18 protein-coding genes are annotated in these 16,544 nt (G+C 66.0%); 5 read left to right on the top strand and 13 right to left on the bottom strand.

Annotation, left to right across the window (positions count from 1 at the left end; all coding sequences use genetic code 11):
• Positions 1-112: 112 nt before the first annotated feature.
• The 6 genes from EV662_RS06060 to metA all read right to left on the bottom strand — a co-directional run bounded on the left by EV662_RS06060 (position 113) and on the right by metA (position 4,458).
• Complete coding sequence (locus tag EV662_RS06060) at positions 113-736, bottom strand: TetR/AcrR family transcriptional regulator (RefSeq protein WP_132461267.1); 624 nt, start codon at positions 734-736, stop codon at positions 113-115.
• Positions 729-1,601, bottom strand: a complete 873-nt coding sequence (gene ppk2 / locus EV662_RS06055) for a polyphosphate kinase 2 (protein ID WP_132461266.1) — start codon at positions 1,599-1,601, stop codon at positions 729-731. Before ppk2 ends, EV662_RS06060 begins: the two co-directional genes overlap by 8 nt.
• A 37-nt stretch (positions 1,602-1,638) precedes the next feature.
• Positions 1,639-1,869: an alpha/beta fold hydrolase gene (locus tag EV662_RS19850; RefSeq protein ID WP_243695787.1), complete on the bottom strand. Its 231-nt coding sequence runs from the start codon at positions 1,867-1,869 to the stop codon at positions 1,639-1,641.
• Positions 1,870-1,894: 25 nt separating this feature from the next.
• Positions 1,895-2,452 (bottom strand): alpha/beta fold hydrolase, encoded by a 558-nt coding sequence (locus tag EV662_RS19845; RefSeq protein WP_243695786.1) that lies wholly within the window; start codon positions 2,450-2,452, stop codon positions 1,895-1,897.
• A gap of 204 nt (positions 2,453-2,656) precedes the next feature.
• Complete coding sequence (locus EV662_RS06045) at positions 2,657-3,529, bottom strand: alpha/beta fold hydrolase (RefSeq protein ID WP_132461265.1); 873 nt, start codon at positions 3,527-3,529, stop codon at positions 2,657-2,659.
• Between the two features lie 2 nt (positions 3,530-3,531).
• The gene (gene metA, locus EV662_RS06040; RefSeq protein ID WP_132461264.1) at positions 3,532-4,458 is read right to left on the bottom strand and encodes a homoserine O-acetyltransferase MetA; all 927 of its coding nucleotides are present in this window, start codon (positions 4,456-4,458) and stop codon (positions 3,532-3,534) included.
• 139 nt (positions 4,459-4,597) lie between these two features.
• Here metA and EV662_RS06035 point away from each other — a divergent pair, with 139 nt between their 5' ends.
• Positions 4,598-5,521, top strand: coding sequence for a hypothetical protein (locus EV662_RS06035; RefSeq protein WP_132461263.1), 924 nt, complete (start codon positions 4,598-4,600; stop codon positions 5,519-5,521).
• Positions 5,522-5,524: 3 nt separating this feature from the next.
• Positions 5,525-5,884 (top strand): hypothetical protein, encoded by a 360-nt coding sequence (locus tag EV662_RS06030; protein WP_132461262.1) that lies wholly within the window; start codon positions 5,525-5,527, stop codon positions 5,882-5,884.
• Here the strand turns inward: EV662_RS06030 and EV662_RS06025 are convergent.
• From EV662_RS06025 to guaA, 5 genes are all read right to left on the bottom strand, one after another.
• Positions 5,877-6,743 (bottom strand): ATPase, encoded by an 867-nt coding sequence (locus tag EV662_RS06025; RefSeq protein WP_132461261.1) that lies wholly within the window; start codon positions 6,741-6,743, stop codon positions 5,877-5,879. The two genes, EV662_RS06030 and EV662_RS06025, sit on opposite strands and share 8 nt — an antisense overlap.
• A gap of 102 nt (positions 6,744-6,845) precedes the next feature.
• Positions 6,846-7,949 carry a hypothetical protein gene (locus EV662_RS06020; RefSeq protein ID WP_132461260.1) on the bottom strand — a complete coding sequence of 368 codons (1,104 nt, stop codon included), beginning with the start codon at positions 7,947-7,949 and terminating at the stop codon, positions 6,846-6,848.
• Positions 7,950-8,026: 77 nt separating this feature from the next.
• Positions 8,027-8,923: a DMT family transporter gene (locus tag EV662_RS06015; protein WP_132461259.1), complete on the bottom strand. Its 897-nt coding sequence runs from the start codon at positions 8,921-8,923 to the stop codon at positions 8,027-8,029.
• Positions 8,920-9,195, bottom strand: coding sequence for a putative quinol monooxygenase (locus EV662_RS06010; RefSeq protein ID WP_207903597.1), 276 nt, complete (start codon positions 9,193-9,195; stop codon positions 8,920-8,922). The genes EV662_RS06015 and EV662_RS06010 overlap by 4 nt, the downstream gene beginning before the upstream one ends.
• Entirely contained in the window at positions 9,192-10,751 is a 1,560-nt protein-coding gene (gene guaA, locus EV662_RS06005; protein WP_132461257.1) for a glutamine-hydrolyzing GMP synthase, read from the bottom strand. Before guaA ends, EV662_RS06010 begins: the two co-directional genes overlap by 4 nt.
• Before the next feature lie 164 nt (positions 10,752-10,915).
• Between guaA and EV662_RS06000 the strand changes: the two genes are divergently transcribed.
• Positions 10,916-12,469: a trimethylamine methyltransferase family protein gene (locus EV662_RS06000; protein WP_132461256.1), complete on the top strand. Its 1,554-nt coding sequence runs from the start codon at positions 10,916-10,918 to the stop codon at positions 12,467-12,469.
• 12 nt (positions 12,470-12,481) lie between these two features.
• Here EV662_RS06000 and EV662_RS05995 read toward each other — a convergent pair whose 3' ends face one another.
• Positions 12,482-12,787 (bottom strand): DUF6477 family protein, encoded by a 306-nt coding sequence (locus EV662_RS05995; protein WP_132461255.1) that lies wholly within the window; start codon positions 12,785-12,787, stop codon positions 12,482-12,484.
• A gap of 230 nt (positions 12,788-13,017) precedes the next feature.
• On the opposite strand from EV662_RS05995, the gene EV662_RS05990 reads away from it, so the two are divergent.
• Positions 13,018-14,112 carry a DUF6456 domain-containing protein gene (locus EV662_RS05990; RefSeq protein WP_132461254.1) on the top strand — a complete coding sequence of 365 codons (1,095 nt, stop codon included), beginning with the start codon at positions 13,018-13,020 and terminating at the stop codon, positions 14,110-14,112.
• Here EV662_RS05990 and EV662_RS05985 read toward each other — a convergent pair.
• Entirely contained in the window at positions 14,109-14,834 is a 726-nt protein-coding gene (locus EV662_RS05985; protein ID WP_243695785.1) for a VIT1/CCC1 transporter family protein, read from the bottom strand. The two genes, EV662_RS05990 and EV662_RS05985, sit on opposite strands and share 4 nt — an antisense overlap.
• Positions 14,835-15,111: 277 nt before the next feature.
• On the opposite strand from EV662_RS05985, the gene EV662_RS05980 reads away from it, so the two are divergent.
• The coding region (locus EV662_RS05980; protein ID WP_132461253.1) for a methyl-accepting chemotaxis protein at positions 15,112-16,544 on the top strand (1,433 nt) is incomplete at its 3' end.

The following is a 16,544-nucleotide window of genomic DNA, read 5'->3' as shown; positions in this document are numbered from 1 at the left end:
TGCCCCCCGGACCCCCTGGAGTATTGGATCCAAGGAAAAGCCAGCAGGTCGGCGCCGGAGGGGGCATGGCGTTCACCGGCGGGCGGCGTTTGAGCGGAGCGGGAAAAGGCAGTCAGCTCTGGGCATCGGCCGGGATCAGGCCCAGGCCGCGCAGGTAGATGCCGATGCCGCTTTCGAGTAGGTCCTCGGCCGGGAAGGGTGCCCGCGCACCGGGCGTGCCGCGGGTATAAAGCTCGACGACGCCGTGGCTCAGCGCCCAGATATGCGCCGAGACCATGGCCACGGGCGGGCGTTTGCCGGGTGGGATGTGCTGCGAGAGTTCGCGCGCGGCGCGTTCCAGAACCTCGCTCGCCCGGTTCGCGACCGTGCAGAGGTCTGGATTGGCATTGAGCGAAAGACCGGATTCGAACATCGCCATGTAGTGGCCCGGGTATTTCCGGGCAAAGGCGAGATAGGCGCGTCCGGCCGCCTCCAGGCTGGCCAGTGCCGAGGGCTGGCCGGTCGCGTAGGCATGTTCCATCAGATCCGCGAAGATGACGAAGCCTTGGCGCGCGCATTCCGCGATCAGGTCCTCGCGACCCTGGAAATGGCGGTAGACCGCGGCCGGCGTGACGCCGGCGGCCTTGGCAGCCTCGGTCAGGGTGAACCCTTGCGGGCTTTTCTGGCGGATCAGCTCGAGTGCGGCGTCGACCAGCGCCTGGCGCAGGTTGCCGTGGTGATAGCCGCGCTTAGACATCCCAGATCTCGGGGCCGCCGCAGATTGCCGGGTCGGGCGAAGCGACCACGCCCACGTCCTTTCCAGTGTAGTCGAGGCTGGACAGCACCCGCCGGATGGCCGCGATCCGCGCGCGCCGCTTGTCGTCCGAGCGGATCACCGTCCAGGGCGCAAGCCCGGTGTGGCTGCGGGCAAGCGTTTCGCGGATCGCGTCGGAATAGCTGTCCCATCGCCGCAAGCCTTCGACGTCGATCCAGCTGAGTTTCCACTGTTTCAGCGGGTCGCGCTCGCGGTGGAGGAAGCGGCGCAGTTGTTCGGCGCGGCCGACATTGAGCCAGAGCTTGACGAGATGGACGCCCTCGTTGACCAGCAAGTCCTCGAAATCGGGCAATTGGTGAAAGAAATGCTGCCGTTCCATCGGCGTGCAGAACCCGAAGACATGTTCCACCACGGCGCGGTTGTACCAGGACCGGTCGAAGAAAACGATCTCGCCGCCCGAGGGCAGGTGCTGGACGTAGCGCTGGAAATACCACTGGCTCGCCTCACGGTCCGAGGGTTTCGAGAGGGCGACGACGCGGGCCACGCGTGGGTTCAGGTTCTCGCGGAAACGCTTGATCGTGCCACCCTTTCCCGACGCATCCCGGCCCTCAAACACGACGCAAAGCCGGATGCCCTCGGCCTTGACGAAGGATTGCAGCTTGACCAGCTCGATCTGAAGTGCGTCCATCTCGGCCTTGTAGGTATCGCCGTCCAGCCGCGTGGCATAGGGATAGGTGTCGGACAGGATGTCCTTCTTGTGGCCGTCCTTGACGGCTTGGCGCAGCTCTTCGGGGGCCTCGTCCCGGTAGAATTTCGTGATCGCGCCGTCGAATGGCAGGTCCTTCATGCACGCCTCCGCTAAGCGTTTCCCGCCAGTATGGCGATCAGGCGCGGCTGTGCAATCCGGCCCGGCGTGCAGCCCGTTCGACCGCGGCCAGGGTTGCCCTCTCGGCGGCATGATGGGGCATGTGTCCGATCCCGGGCAATGCGGTCAGCCGGGCGTTGGGCAGCTGGCGGGCCAGCGGGCGGGCATGAATGTCGATGCCCACTATGTGGTCGGCGGTGCCGTGGATGATTTCGACCGGGCTGCGCAGGTCGGGGTAGCGTGCGGCCATCGCCGGAGATGGGGTTTTAAGTTATTCACCTGGCGCGCAGTGCGGCCGGGCGGAGCGCGAGGTCTATGCCGACATGGTCGATATAACCCCGTGGCGGGCGCTGTGGCGCAAAGATCGAACGCAGCGCGCGCGTGGCTGTCTCTTGGGTGGCGAAGGCCGAGATCAGGGCGCTGCCCAGCCCCGAGGACGCAACCGTGTAGAAGGACTTCAGTGCGCCGGGCCAGGGCATGGTGGCACCGGCCAGCGTGACCACGCCTGCCGCGCGGCCCGGTTGGGTCAGTGCCCATGCCATGGCGACCGCGGCGCCGTAGGAATGGCCGACGATCACCGCCTGTCCGACCCCCAGTTGCGCCGCCGCCGCGTCGAGTTGCGCGGCCTGTTCGGCCGGGCTTTCGCCCCGCCCGTGCAGCGCACCGGAATAGCCAAGCCCCGGTCGGTCGAACGCGATAACCCGGTAGCCCTTTCGGGCCAGCTGCCCGCTGAGCGAAAAGGTGAAGTCGCGCAGGTTGCCCGAGGCGCCATGCACCAGGATCACCGCGGGGCCCCGCCCCTCGACATGGGCATGTACGGTACGCCCGCGCACCCGGAGAAGCCGGCCCGAGGGCGGGGTTGCGCCGGCGCCGCGACCCGGCGGGGCATTGGGGGCAGGACGTCCCGCCGGGGAGCAGGCGCCCAGCAGGGCGGCCGCCAAAAGGCCAGTCAGTGTGCGTCGGGTGGGCATGGCGTCGCGCGTTGTTTCAGCGACAGATAGCGGGCCATCGCATGACGGCCAGCCCTGTCCGCCGGATCAGGTAGTATTCTGCAGCCCCGCCCGCTGGGCCGCGCGCCCGATCGCGGCAACGGTGGCGTCGGGCCGGGCGTGGTGCGGCATGTGGCCGACGTCGTGCAGCTCGATCAGGTTGGTCGAGGGGACAAGCGCCGCGAAGGGGCGGGAATGGATCTCGATCGGCACGATCTCGTCGGCGGTGCCATGCAGGATCTCGATCGGCATGCTTAGCTCGCCATAACGTGCGGCCATGGCGCGGATATGTGGCTTCAACCCGTTGACCTGACGGGTATTGGCCCGCAGCGTGTCCGGCCGCAGTGACAGCTCGATCCCGATATGGTCACCATATCCCTCGGGCACCGGGTCGGGGTCGAAGATGCGTTCGATGGCGCGGTCGGCCAGCATGCGGGGTGCAAAGGCCGAGATGAACGGGATCACGAAGGCCGACCCGAAATCCGACGAGGCGACGGCATACCAGGGCCCCAGCCCGCCCGGCCAGGGCATCGCCGCCCCGGCCAGCGACACGATGGCCGCCGCGCGCGCCGGGTAATTCAGCCCCCAGGCCAATGCGACCGTCCCGCCAAAGGAATGCCCCACCAGCACCGCGGGTTTCAGCCCCAGCCGAACCGCTGCGGCCTCGAGTATCTCGGCCTGCTCGAACGGACTTTCGCCGTGGGGATGCAGCGGATCGGTATGCCCCAGCCCCGGCCGGTCAAAGGCGGTCACGCGGAACCGGTCGCTCAGCCGGGCCATCAGGTCGAAGGTGAAATCGCGGGTATTGCCGCCGGCCCCGTGCAGCAGGATCACATCCGGCCCGTCACCCTCCTGGTGGGCATGAACGCGGGTGCCGTCGATATCGAGAACCCGGCCGGTAGGCGGAAAGCGGTCGGACATGCTCAGACGCACCCGATCCGTTCGGGATCGAACGGCGTTGTCTGGTAGATCTGGTTGATCCAGTTGCCGTAAAGCAGGTGCGCATGGCTGCGCCAGCGGTTCTGCGGCGTATTGGACGGGTCGTCCGCAGGATAATAGTTCAGCGGCACGTTGATTGCTGTGCCATTGGCGACGTCGCGATCGTATTCCTGTTTCAGCGTGTCGCTGTCATATTCGAAATGGTTGAAGATATACAGCGCGCGGTGCCCCGGATCCTCGATCAGGCAGGGGCCGACCTCGTCGCTGCCCAGAAGCGTGACCAGTTCCGGGACCGCGTCGATCTCGGCTTGGCGCATCTCGGTCCAGCGGCTGACCGGGATCACGAAATCGTCCGAGAAGCCGCGCAGATAGGGCGAGGCCGGCATCAGGTTGCGGTGCCGGAAACAGCCGAACGCCTTATGCGTCAGCAAGTGTTTCTGGACACCGTGGAAATGATAGATCATCGCCATCCCGCCCCAGCACACCCCGAAGGTGGAATGCACATGGGTCTGGGTCCAGTCCATCACGCGCACCAGTTCGTCCCAATAGGTCACCTCGGTAAAGGGCAAATGCTCGATCGGGGCGCCGGTGATGATGAAGCCGTCGAATTTCTCGCCGCTTGCCTCGACATCGGCGAAGGGACGATAGAACGCCTCCATGTGTTCGGCAGCGGTGTTCTTTGTCTGATGCTCGGTCATCCGGATCAGCGACAGTTCGATCTGAAGGGGCGTGGCCCCGATCAGCCGGGCGAACTGGGTTTCGGTCTGGATCTTCTTGGGCATCAGGTTCAACAACCCGATCCGCAGAGGTCGGATGTCCTGGCGTGCCGCGGCCTCTTCGCCCATCACCATCACGCCCTCGCGCGTCAGCACGTCATAGGCCGGCAGGCTGGTGGGAATCTTGATCGGCATCTGGCGGAGGAACCTGTTGGAGACCAAGGCAGATAATCCCATCCGGCGGCGAAGTCCATCTGCGGCGCCGAAAAAGAATGGCCCGGGCGATCTCGCCGTGTAGGATGGGGCCGCGGGACCGGCCAGTGGGGGAGTTCCGATGAGACCGACATGGGGCGTTCTTGCCGTCGCGATCCTGATCCAGGGCTGTTCGACCGACCGGGTCCAGCCCGAACTGACCGGCCTGGGCAGGGCGTTCGAGGACACCCGAAAGGCGATGGCGCCGCGCCTGGCCGCGGGGCTGGAGCGCGACCGGCAGGCCGAGATCACCGCGGCCGCGCAGGCCGGCGATGTCTGGACTCTGGGCGAGGGCTGCGCGGCGCAGGCGGCCACCGGCGTTTTCGTGCCCGACATCACCTGTTCGCTGGAAAAAATCCGCATGGGCGACCGCCCGCCCGTGGTGGGCGAGGCAACCGCGCTGAACCGCAAGATGACGGCGCTGTCGGTCTATCTTGGCGCGCTGGAGGCACTGTCGGACGCCAAGGCCGAGGAGGATTTGAACGACGCCTACCTGCTGGCGCTCGGGGCGCTGTCGGATTTCGGCGCGGCGGCAGAGTTGGAAGGTCTGTCCGGGTTTCTGGCCGAACGCCGGGCCAATCGCGAAAAGGCCGGTGCGGCGATCATGAGCGGTGTTTCGGCGCTGCGCTTCGCGCGGATGCGCGCGGTGGTTCGCGCCGCCGATCCGGATGTGCGGCGCCTGGCGGGCGAGGCGATCCTGCATGTGCTGAACCTGAACCTCGATCCCGGCTTCACGGACCGCTTGGCCGCGTTGCGCGCCGCCGACGAGGCCGTTTTGCTGACCGACAGTTCGGACCCCGTGGCCTATCGCGCGGCGCTGGCCGCGCTGGAAACCGAGCATGCCGATTTCATGGAGTATTACGAGGGCACGCTGGTCTACCGCCTGGCGCTGGTCGCCGAATTGCATCACGACCTGGCGCGGGTCCTGGACCGCCCCGGCGAAGCCAAGGCCGTGCTGTCCTATCTCAAGCGCCTCAAGGCCTTGTCGAAACTGTTGCGGGAGTAGGTAATGGCCCGTCTCGACCCGATTTCCTCGGAGCAATTCGACACGATCCGCCGCGCTCACCTGGAACTCTTGCGCATCAACCTGCAGGAACTCAGGAAATACGCGCGCGCCGGCGATGCCGCGAAAGTCGCCGCACTGAAACGCGCCCGCGCCGATCTGTCGAAGGCGGCCGGCACGATCCTGCAGGCCCAGCGGGCCTACCAGGCCACGCATCTGTCCCCAAGCGCGGCCGAGCAGCGCGTGCGCGCCCATGCCGCTCAGGCCGAAGACCTGGTGCGGCGCATCGGCTCCCTCACTGATGTCTTGGAAAGCGTGGCGAAATTCGCCTCTGTCCTGACGCGGCTCGTCGGCGCCCTCAGCTAAGCTTGCTGTCGATCGCGGCCGCGATCACATCGGTAAAATCCCGCGCGTCGCGCAGCCCTGCCATGTCGGCGGCGGCGACCTTGACCCCCCAGTTCCGCGCCATCGCCGCATAGCGCGGCTGGCGGTGGGCCAGGGCGCGCGCATAGGTCCAGCGCACGAAGGCGTCGGGGTCGATCTCGGCTTCGCTCAGCCCGGTCTCGTCCAGGTATTCCGCCCATGCCGAATGCAGAAACTCGGGCTGGTAATACATCGGCTTGGGCGCCCGGTCGAAACGGCGCACCAGTTCCTCGGTATGGGCGTCCGTGCCCTCGATCCAGACCAGCAGCAGGCGTTCCGACAGCGCTTTCAGAACCTCGTCCTCGGGGTTGTCGGGGTCCACCACCTCGCAGATTGACCCGCCTGAATCGCAGACGAAATTGCCGTAGCCATACAGCTCCTCGGCCCGGTCGATGAAACGCGGCGTGTCCAGAAGCGCGCTGATCTCGGCACCACGATGTTGTTCCTGGCGGCGCATGTATTCCTCGAAGGGAAGCCCGCCCTTTTCCGGTGCGCCGGGCTTGCCCAGATAGGTCGACAGCGGCGCAAGGTTGTCGAAGGTGATGTTCGACGCGATGTAGACGCTGTCCGACAGCAACAGTTCGCGCAGCAGCGGCACCTTCATCGCCTCGCGCTTGAAGTTGTCGGCGATGAATTCGCCCATGTAACGCGTGCCGATGCGGTAATCGATCGAGTAGTGGAACCAGCCGCCGGCCTCGCGCAGCATGGTCGAGACATGGGTCTTGCCCAGCCCCGACATGCCGAAGAGCAGCACCCGTTTTTTGGCGGCTGCCCGCCAGGCCTCGCTGGTCGCGTAGATCATCTTGCCCGCTCGTCTCAGGAAATCCGGCCCATCTGGTAGCGGGAGGCCGCGGGGCGGTCAAACGAAACCGCCCGACCACGGCGGGCCGGGCGGTCGCCACGTTCAGAAATAATAGCCCACGCGCACGCCAAAGGCGACGGCGGTGTTGTCTTTGAAACTGCCAAGTGGCACGCCTGTTGCGCCGGCCAAGGCCGGCGGCGCTTCGGTCTCGGCATCGCCAATCCAGACATAGCGCGCTCCGGCGGTGATCTTCATGTTCCCCCGGGTATGGGTCACGGCCAGGCCAACCGAGGTGAACCCGTCCGTCGGGCCCAGGTTGCCGGCGAAATCGTTGTTGGCCGGTTCATAGCCGATGGTGATCGCGCCCGACCATGCATCGTTGAACTTGCGCCCGACGCCAAGGTTGTAGGTGATCGTGTCGCTTTCGTAATCGACGAAAACACCACCGGCGGTCGCGCGATAGATATCGGGGTCGATACTGAACTGTGTCCAGTTCACCCAGCGCACCGAGCCGAACAGCAATGTGTCCGCGGCAATCCCCGTCTGGAACTCCAGGTTGACCGACTCGGGAAGCTTGGTTGTGAATTCCGTGGGAATTCCGTTCTCGACGGCATCGAAGTCATGCGTGATCGCCGAGTTGTAAGTCAGCGCGACGCGCGCTGCGATTTCCGGCTTTTCCCAGGCAATGCCGACGAGATAGCCGAAATCGGTCTCGGTGCTGGTCGTCAGCGAATACCCGGTGAACAGGTCTGCCGTCCCCGAGGTTCGGACGCCCCGGATGCCGCCGTAGATGCTCACCTGGTTATCGAACTTGTAGCGCAGCATCCCGGTAACACCGACGCTGTCCAGGGAGGCGGTGGACGGCGCGTAGATGTAGTCGAGATCGCCATAGGTCAGGTCCGCGCCGATGGGTTCGTCGATTACCAGCGCGAAACTGATCCTTTCGCTCAGATCGGTTTTGAAACCGAGCGACCAGGTCGTGTAGTCGTCGCTCATGTCGCCGGAGCTTGCGCCGGCAAACTTGCCCAGGGCATCGAAAAGCTGCACGCCGCTGACATCGGGTGCGACCCGGGCAAAGCCCAGTTCGACATAGTTGCCCTCTTCGAACAGGATGCCGACGGATTGGGTCGAGCGTTCCACGCCCCCTGCGGACGCGGCACCCGCGCAAGCCACCACCGCAGCGGCGCCCATCAACACATGCCTCATGTTTTCCCCCCAACGTTCTTGGTTTGTCGGCCAACGCTAATGTGGGGGGCTTACACCGGTCAATTCGAAACGCGGCGTCAGGTGTCGGAGCGCGTCCTTTCCGCCCCTGCGTGTCCAAGGGGTCGCACCTCGGCCCGCAGGTTGAAAACATTCGCCGCCAGGATCAGCGCCGCGCCCGCGAAGACCGCCACCTCCAGGGGCTCGCCGTAAAGCGCCATGCCGACGATGGCGATCACCGGCAGGCGCAGGAAATCGAGCGGCATGACGATGATCGCGGGGGCCACCATCAGTGCGTTTGTCAGGCAGAAATGCGCCATCAGCCCGGCGCAGCCGATCACCGCCAGCGGGGCCCAGGTCGCGGCCGAGGGCAGGGCGATATCGCCGTCGATCCCGGCGCAGACCAGCCCCAGCCCCGCCTGCATCACCGTCAGCCAGAACAGGATCGACACGATGCCCTGCGTCGCGGTCAGCCGCTTGGTGAACAGCGCCGATCCCGCAAATCCCAGCGCGGCGCCCAGCGCGGCCAGCGCGCCGGGGTCCAGTGCCGTGGGATCGGGGCGCGCAACGATCAGGATGCCGATGAACCCCGTCAATGCCGCCAGCGCACGTGACCGGGTCAACCGTTCGCCCAGAACCAGCGGCGCCAGCAGCGCCACCCAAAGCGGCGCGGTGAATTCCAGCGCGAAGACTTGCGCCAGCGGGATCATCGTGATCGCCAGAAACCAAAGGTTCTGCCCGGTGAAATGGCTGATATTGCGCACGAGGTGCAGGCCGAGCTGCCGCGTCGACACCTCGCCCAGCCGCCCGAACAGCGCCGCGACCGAAACCACCAGCAGGATCCCGATCAGTGAGCGGTAAAGCATCAATTCGAACGTATCGAGTTCGATCGACACCATGCGCCCGGCCACCGCCATCGACGAGAACGACACGATGGCGCCGGTCATCCAGACCGCGGCGCGTGGCAGGCCGCTCATTCGTTCAGGCCGGTCACGGTATAACGGCGGTCGGCGTCGCGCGCGATCCAGCCCCACCGCGACGCGTCACACCGCCGCCTGTGGGCGCGCAGGGCATCGGCGTCGATGAATTCCTCGTACACATCGAACCGGCCCGGCACGTCCGGGTCCTCGGTCACATCGAAACAAAGACAGCCGGGCTCTGCCCGGCTGAGGCGGATATGCTCGGGCAAGGCCGTGCGGATCGCCGCAAGCTGGGTCGGCGGCGCCAGGAAATATCCCGACAGGATCACTCCCACTCGATGGTCCCCGGCGGTTTCGAGGTGATGTCATAGGTCACGCGGTTGATGCCCTTGACTTCGTTGATGATCCGCGTGGCGGTCTCGCCCAGGAATTCGTGCGTGAACGGGTAGTAATCCGCGGTCATCCCGTCGACCGAGGTCACCGCGCGCAGGGCACAGGCGTAATCATAGGTCCGCCCGTCGCCCATCACGCCCACGGTACGCACCGGCAGAATGGCGACGAACGCCTGCCAGATCTCGTCATACAGCCCGTGCTTGCGAATCTGGTCGATATAAACCGCGTCGGCCTTGCGCAGGATCTCCAGCTTTTCGCGCGTGATTTCGCCGGGGCAACGGATCGCGAGGCCAGGGCCGGGGAACGGATGGCGACCGATGAAGGACGCGGGCAGGCCCAGCTCGTGGCCCAGCGCACGCACCTCGTCCTTGAACAGCTCGCGCAACGGCTCGACCAGCTTCAGCCCCATCTTTTCGGGTAGGCCGCCCACGTTGTGGTGACTTTTGATCGTGACCGAGGGGCCGCCGGAAAACGACACCGATTCAATCACATCGGGGTAAAGCGTGCCCTGTGCCAGAAACTCGGCCCCGCCAACCTCGGCGGCGTGCTTCTGGAACACGTCGATGAACAGCTTGCCGATGGTCTTGCGCTTGACCTCCGGGTCCGAGACGCCTTCCAGCGCGCCCAGGAACAGCTCGGACTCGTCGGCATGGATCAAGGGGATGTTGTAGTGGTCGCGGAACATCGAAACCACTTCCTGCGCCTCGTTCTGCCGCAACAGGCCGTGATCGACGAAGACACAGGTCAACTGATCGCCGATCGCCTCGTGGATCAGCACCGCGGCAACCGATGAATCCACGCCGCCCGACAGCCCGCAGATCACCTTGGCATCGCCCACCTGCGCGCGGATTTTCGCAATCGCTTCCTCGCGATAGGCGCCCATCGTCCAGTCGCCGGTGAACCCGGCCAGCCGGACGAAGTTTTCATACAGCGTCCGGCCGTTCGGCGTGTGGTGCACCTCGGGGTGGAACTGCACGGCATAGAATCGGCGGGCGGGGTCGGCGGTGATCGCGAAAGGTGCGCCGGGCGAGGTGCCCAGAACCTGGAAGCCGGGTGCGATTTCAGCGACATGGTCGCCGTGGCTCATCCAGACCTGTTCGCGGCCCTCCAGGAACCAGCCGAACAGGAAATCATCGCCCTCGCCCGCCTGCTCGACATAGGCGCGGCCGAATTCGGCGGTGGCATGTTCGCCCGCTTCGACCCGGCCGCCAAGGTCCTGCATCATTACCTGCTGGCCATAGCAGATGCCCAGGATCGGCACGCCCAAGTCATACACCGCACGCGGTGGCCGCGGGCTGCCCTCGCGCATCACCGAATCCGGCCCGCCCGAAAAGATCACCGCCCGGGGGGCGAAGTCGGCCAGGAACGCGTCGGTCACCGCCTGGTAGGGGTGGATTTCGCAATAGACGTTCAACTCGCGCAGGCGGCGCGCAATCAACTGCGTCACCTGAGAGCCGAAATCGATGATGAGAAGGCGGTCATGCTGGGTCATGCAGGTCTGATAGGGCCGGGCGCCGGAACGCGCAAGCCCGCGCCGGGCCGGGGCGGGGTGCCAATGTCGCTCATGGCGAAGGAAGGGACGCAATCCGGCCGCAACGGGGGCGGGTGGCCGCGCTAGATACAAGGCGAAGGTAAGTCCATCGACGGGAGAGTTTCATGGCCGAGGCGGAAGTGCGGGGCGCGCGCGGGCGGGGCCGGGGTGGCGGCGGCGCGGCGCGGCGAGCGGCACGCAGCGCGGTTTCGGTCGAGACCGCGCGGTTCATCGAGCGCAACATTCCCGATTTCGAATTGCTGAACGCCGAGGCGCTGGAACTGATCGAACACAACGCCGAACGCGTGTTGGAAGAGATCGGCGTCAATTTCGTCGAGAACCCCGCCGCACTGGATCGCTGGCGTGCGGCTGGCGCCGACGTTCAGGGCGAACGGGTGCGTCTGCCCCGCGGGCTGGCCCGCCAGTTGTGCGCCACCGCGCCCGCCCGCTTTACCCAGCACGCCCGCAACCCCGAGCGCAATGTCGAGATCGGCGGGCGCAGCCTGGTGTTGGCTCCGGTCTACGGCCCGCCCTTCGTGCGCGACCTGGACGGTGGGCGGCGCTATGCCACGATCGAGGATTTCCGCCGTTTCGTGCGCCTTGGCTACATGTCGAAATGGCTGCACCACTCGGGTGGCACGGTCTGCGAACCCACCGACATCCCCGTGAACAAGCGTCACCTCGACATGTTGCTGGCGCATATGACCTTGTCGGACAAACCGTTCATGGGGTCGGTCACCGAACCCTCGCGTGCGCGCGATTCCGTCGAGATGTGCGAGGTCCTGTTCGGCAAGGATTTCGTCGCCGAGAACGCGGTGATGACCTCACTTATCAACGTCAACTCTCCGCTGACCTTCGATTCGACCATGATGGGCGCCCTCGAGGTCTATGCCGCGGCGAACCAGGCCTGCATCCTGTCGCCGTTCATCGTGGGCGGCGCCATGGCGCCGGTCTCGGTGGCCGGCACCTTGACGCAGGTCCTGGCCGAGGTGATGGCCGGCGTGGCCTATTCACAGCTTGTCCGCCCCGGTGCGCCGATGATCTTCGGCGCCTTCGTGACCTCGATCGACATGAATTCCGGTGCGCCCACCTTCGGCACGCCCGAGGCCAGCCAGATCCTGTTCGGCGCGGGCCAGTTGGCGCGGCGGATGGGGCTTCCGTTCCGGTCGGGGGGCGGCCTGTGCGGGTCCAAGCTGCCCGATGCCCAGGCCGCCTATGAAACGGCCAACACGCTGAACGCGGCCCTGTTGGCGGGGGTCAACTTCATGCTGCACGCCTGCGGCTGGCTGGAAGGCGGGCTGGTGGCCAGTGTCGAGAAATTCGTCATGGATGCCGACCAGCTGGGGGCTTTGCACAAGATGGCGCGCGGCGTCGCCCTTGACGAAGAGGCCCAGGCGATGACCGCGTTGCAAGAGGTCGGCCCCGGGGGACATTTCCTGGGTTGCGCCCATACTCAGGCGCACTTCAAGGACGCGTTCTGGCGCTCGGACCTGTTGGACTACAAGCCCTTCGAGACATGGGACGAAGAGGGCGCGCGGGATACCGCGACGCTGGCTTCGGCCCGGGCACAAAAGCTGTTGTCGCAATATCAGCAGCCGGCGCTGGACGAGGGCCTGCGCGAGGCGCTCGAGTCCTATGTCGCAAGGCGCAAGGCCGAGATGCCCGACGCCTTCGTCTGAGCCGAACTCGGCTCAGGCGGCATCCAGCAATTGCGGATGGGTCGCCGCCAGCGCGCGGGCCTCGGCCATCAGCGCGATCAGCAGTTCGATGTGGCGGGCATAGGAATAGCCCGCATCGCCCGCGCGCCGGCGCTCGTCCATCCGTTCCTCCAGGTCCATCAGCCGGTCGATGACTGCGGCCGACGTCCCCACATGCGCGCCCTGCAACAGGCGCGGAAGATAGCGGTCGCGGCGGTAATCGGCCAGGCCGAACCGCGCGGCACTGACCATCAGGCGGGGGCGGCGAAGCCCGGCGAGGGCGGCGGGAATATGGGTCATGGCAGAACCTCCGATGCGTCGATCGTGGCCACCATGACACAACCTACACGGGTGTTGCGGTGTTGTGGATAACTGCGTACGGAGGTTTCAGAACTCTTTACCGTTTAGAAACAATACTCAGCATCATGTTTTTTGTTAACCGAACGGTAACGGAATCAACCTTGGATTGCATTCGGCTCTAAAGGTCCAAAACCCGACCGGGTGCATCACGATCAGGAGGATGTCGCGACATGGAGTGTATCTCGCAGTCGAATTGTGCCCCGGACTGGCTGCCCCAGGCAGCGCGTTGGTATCTGGCCCATACCGAGGATGGATGCTCGCTGCGCGAACTCGCGCGCAAGGAAGGCTGCCATCCCTCGACGGTGCTCCGGCAGGTGCGGCGGGTCGAGACGCGGCGCGACGATCCTCTTGTCGACGAGGCGCTCGCCCGGCTGGGCGCAGCACGCCGGACCGCCATACCGCAAGAGGAGAGCCATCCGATGACAGCCAGGACGCGACCGGCGCAGGCCACGGAGGACGACACCAGGATTACGCGCGAGGCGCGGCGCATCCTGCGCCGGATGAACGAACCGGGCGCCTTTCTTGCGATCGCGCGCGACATGGAAAAGGCGGCGGTCCTGCGCGAGGGTCCGGACGGGCACACCACGCGTGTCGCCGTCGTCGACCGCGCAGTGGCCGAGGTCTTCGCCCTGAAGGACTGGATCGCGTGCAAGACGCGCGGCCGGGTCACTATCTACCAGATCACCCAGGCTGGCCGGGCCTCGCTGAAACGCCTTCTGGCCGCCGAGGCTGCGGAGCAACCCGGCATTGCCGAGACCTCCAGCTCCTTTGGCGACCAGCACCGCGACTGGGAAACCCGCACCAGCGAAAAGGCCGAGCGCATCCGCTATAACCGGGCGGAATCGCCGCTCTCGATCCTGGGACGGCGCCGCGACAAGGACGGCACACCGTTCCTTTCGCCCGATCTCGTGGCCGCCGGCGAACGCCTGCGCGAGGATTTCGAGGTCGCCCAGATGGGGCCGCGTGTCGCCCAGAACTGGGATCGGTTCCTTACCGGGTCCGAGCGCGGCGCGTTTCAGCCGGGCAGGGGTCCGGGCGACGGGCCGATGGGCGCGCGCGATCGCGTCGCCTCGGCGCTGCGTGACCTTGGGCCGGGCCTCGGCGACGTCGTGCTGCGCTGCTGCTGTTTTCTAGAGGGAATGGAGCAGGTCGAACAGCACATGGGCTGGTCGGCGCGCTCGGGCAAGATCGTGCTTCGGATCGCGTTGCAGCGGCTCAAGCGCCACTATGACGGGCTCGGCGACAGCGCCGGGATGATCGGCTAGCCGCCGACCGCCGCCCCCACCGCGAAAGCCACCATCGCACAGATCCCTCCCACCAGGACCGTTTCCCCCACCGAACGCCCAAGGCCAAGCCCGGTCGCGTTCCAACGCAGCAATCCCAGCGCGATCAGGGCGAACAGGGTCGCCGCCATCGACAGCCCAAAGGTGCCGCTATCCGCCGGCAGCAGGAAATAGGGCATCAGCGGCACGATCCCGAACGTGACGAAGGCGATGAAGGTCACCAGCCCGTTGATCGCGGGGCTGTCATCGTCGGGATGGCCCAACCCGTCCTCGTAGCGCAACAGCATCTCGGCCGTCATGCTGGGGGTCCGCGCCAGGATCGCGGCTGTCGAATCGGCGTCGGTCGGCGACAGGCCGCGCGCCCGCAGATGGCGGCTCAGCCGGGTCCGGGCCTCGGCCGGATCCCGGCCGATCCCCTCCATCCGGCGGCGCATCCGCGCCCCGTAAAGGTCGCGCTGCGCCCGGCCTGAAAGGAATTCTCCAAGGCCCATCGAAATCGCATCTGCAAACAGGTTGGCCATTCCGAACACCAGAACCGCCACCGCCCCGATCTGCGCCACCCCCTCGGCCCGGGCGCCGGCAAAGCCTGCGACCACCGCAAATGTGGTCACGATCCCGTCGTTCCCGCCATAGACGATCTGCTTCAGGAATTCCTGGGTCCGGCCCATCCGGCGGGACGGGGGCGGGGCGGGATCTGCTTGCATTTTCGGGCCTCTTCGGTGGCGGGCGCAGGATATCGTGGCGGCGGTCTCTGGCCAACGCCTGCCGCGATGCATCGGAAACCGTTAACCTTAACGCGTTCCTAATTTGCGAACAGCACCCTTCAGGCTGCGGAAATTAAACGGCTTTTGTGAAACGGCTTCGCAATTATGCCCGAAAAACGTGCGCCATTTAGGCGATTGTTCACGCAATTCGGTCACCCTCCCGGACCAGAAGTCACGTCCAGAATGTAAAATTTGAACGATCGCAGGACCCCCTTTCATGTCCCTCAAGACCAAGATCATCCTGGCCATCGCGGCCTCTGTCGCGATTTCGGCCCTTCTTGTCCTCGTGCCGATGCTGTTCGGCATGACCAGCCTTATCGAGCAGGGCACCAAGCGCGAACTCGAACAGGTGCGCCTGCGCTTCGAAACGGCACTTGAAGACCGGTTCCACAGTTCGCTGTCGATGGCCTCGATGGTCGCCCGCATGCCCGAGGTGCAGCGCGCCGTGGCCACCGGCGACCGGCAGGTGCTGAACGACGCCTTCGTGCCCGGTTTCGCGGCCCTGCGCGACGACCAGGGGGTGCGTCAGTTCCATTTTCATACGCCCGCGTCGCACTCCTTCTTCCGCGTGAACAAGCCCGACACATTCGGCGATGACCTGTCGGGGTTCCGCCAGACCGTGGTGAAGGCCAACGCGACCAAGGCGGCGGTCATCGGGCTGGAACTGGGCCGGGGTGGTCTGGGCGTTCGGGGTATCGCGCCGATCGCCCATGGTGGCGCCCATGTCGGCACGGTCGAGATCGGCCTCAGCCTCGATGATGCGTTCTTTCAGTCGCTCGTCGCGGATTCGCCCGCCGAGATGGAATTCTACGTGCTGCCCAAGGGCGACATCTCGAATTTCGCCACTTCCGATTCCGATGCTTTCAACCGCACGGTCGCCAGCATCGAGCTTGACCCGCTGCTGACCGCCCAGGACGTGCGCGCCGCGCGCGAGACCGGTATCGAGGCGCATGAAATCGCGGTGGGCGACGAAAAGTTCAGTGCGGCGGCCTTCCCGATCCGGGATTTTTCCGGTGATACGGTGGGCCTGCTGCATGTCATGGTGCCCCGCTCGTCCTACCTTGCCGTGGTGAACGAGGTGCGCATGATCGCTCTGGGGGCCACGGGCGCGGCGCTGATCATCGGCCTTCTGGGCGCCATGCTGTTCGGCGGGCGGATCACCTCGACGCTCGCCGGTCTGATCGACAAGCTGGGCCGCCTGGACCAGGGCGATCTTGATATCGACGTTTCGGCAGAACAGGCGGCCGGGGGCGAACTTGGCCGCTTGGCCGACGGGATCGCCGCCTTCCGCGACCATCGCCTGCACGAGGTCGAAACCCTGTCCCGCGAACGCGCCACCGCCCAGGCCCATCGCACCGCGCTGGTCGAGGTGCTGGGCGCCGGCCTGCACCGGTTGTCCGAGGGCGATCTTTCCACGCCGATCACCCAGGACCTGGGAGAGGGCTATAACAGCGTGCGTGACGACTATAACGCCAGCCTCGACAGCCTGGCCCAGCTGATCGGGTCGCTGACCGAGGCCGCGACGGAGATCCACGCGCGTGCGGAGGAGATCGGCGGGGCGTCGGACGACCTGTCGCACCGGACCGAGAACCAGGCCGCGACGCTGGAGGAGACGGCGGCGGCGCTGGACGAGCTGACCGGTTCGGTGCG

It is taken from the genome of Rhodovulum marinum, assembly GCF_004343075.1.
In the GTDB taxonomy this organism is placed as follows: domain Bacteria; phylum Pseudomonadota; class Alphaproteobacteria; order Rhodobacterales; family Rhodobacteraceae; genus Rhodovulum; species Rhodovulum marinum.
The sequence above is the reverse complement of the archived record's forward strand: the minus strand, read 5'-3'. Positions and strand labels throughout refer to the sequence as shown.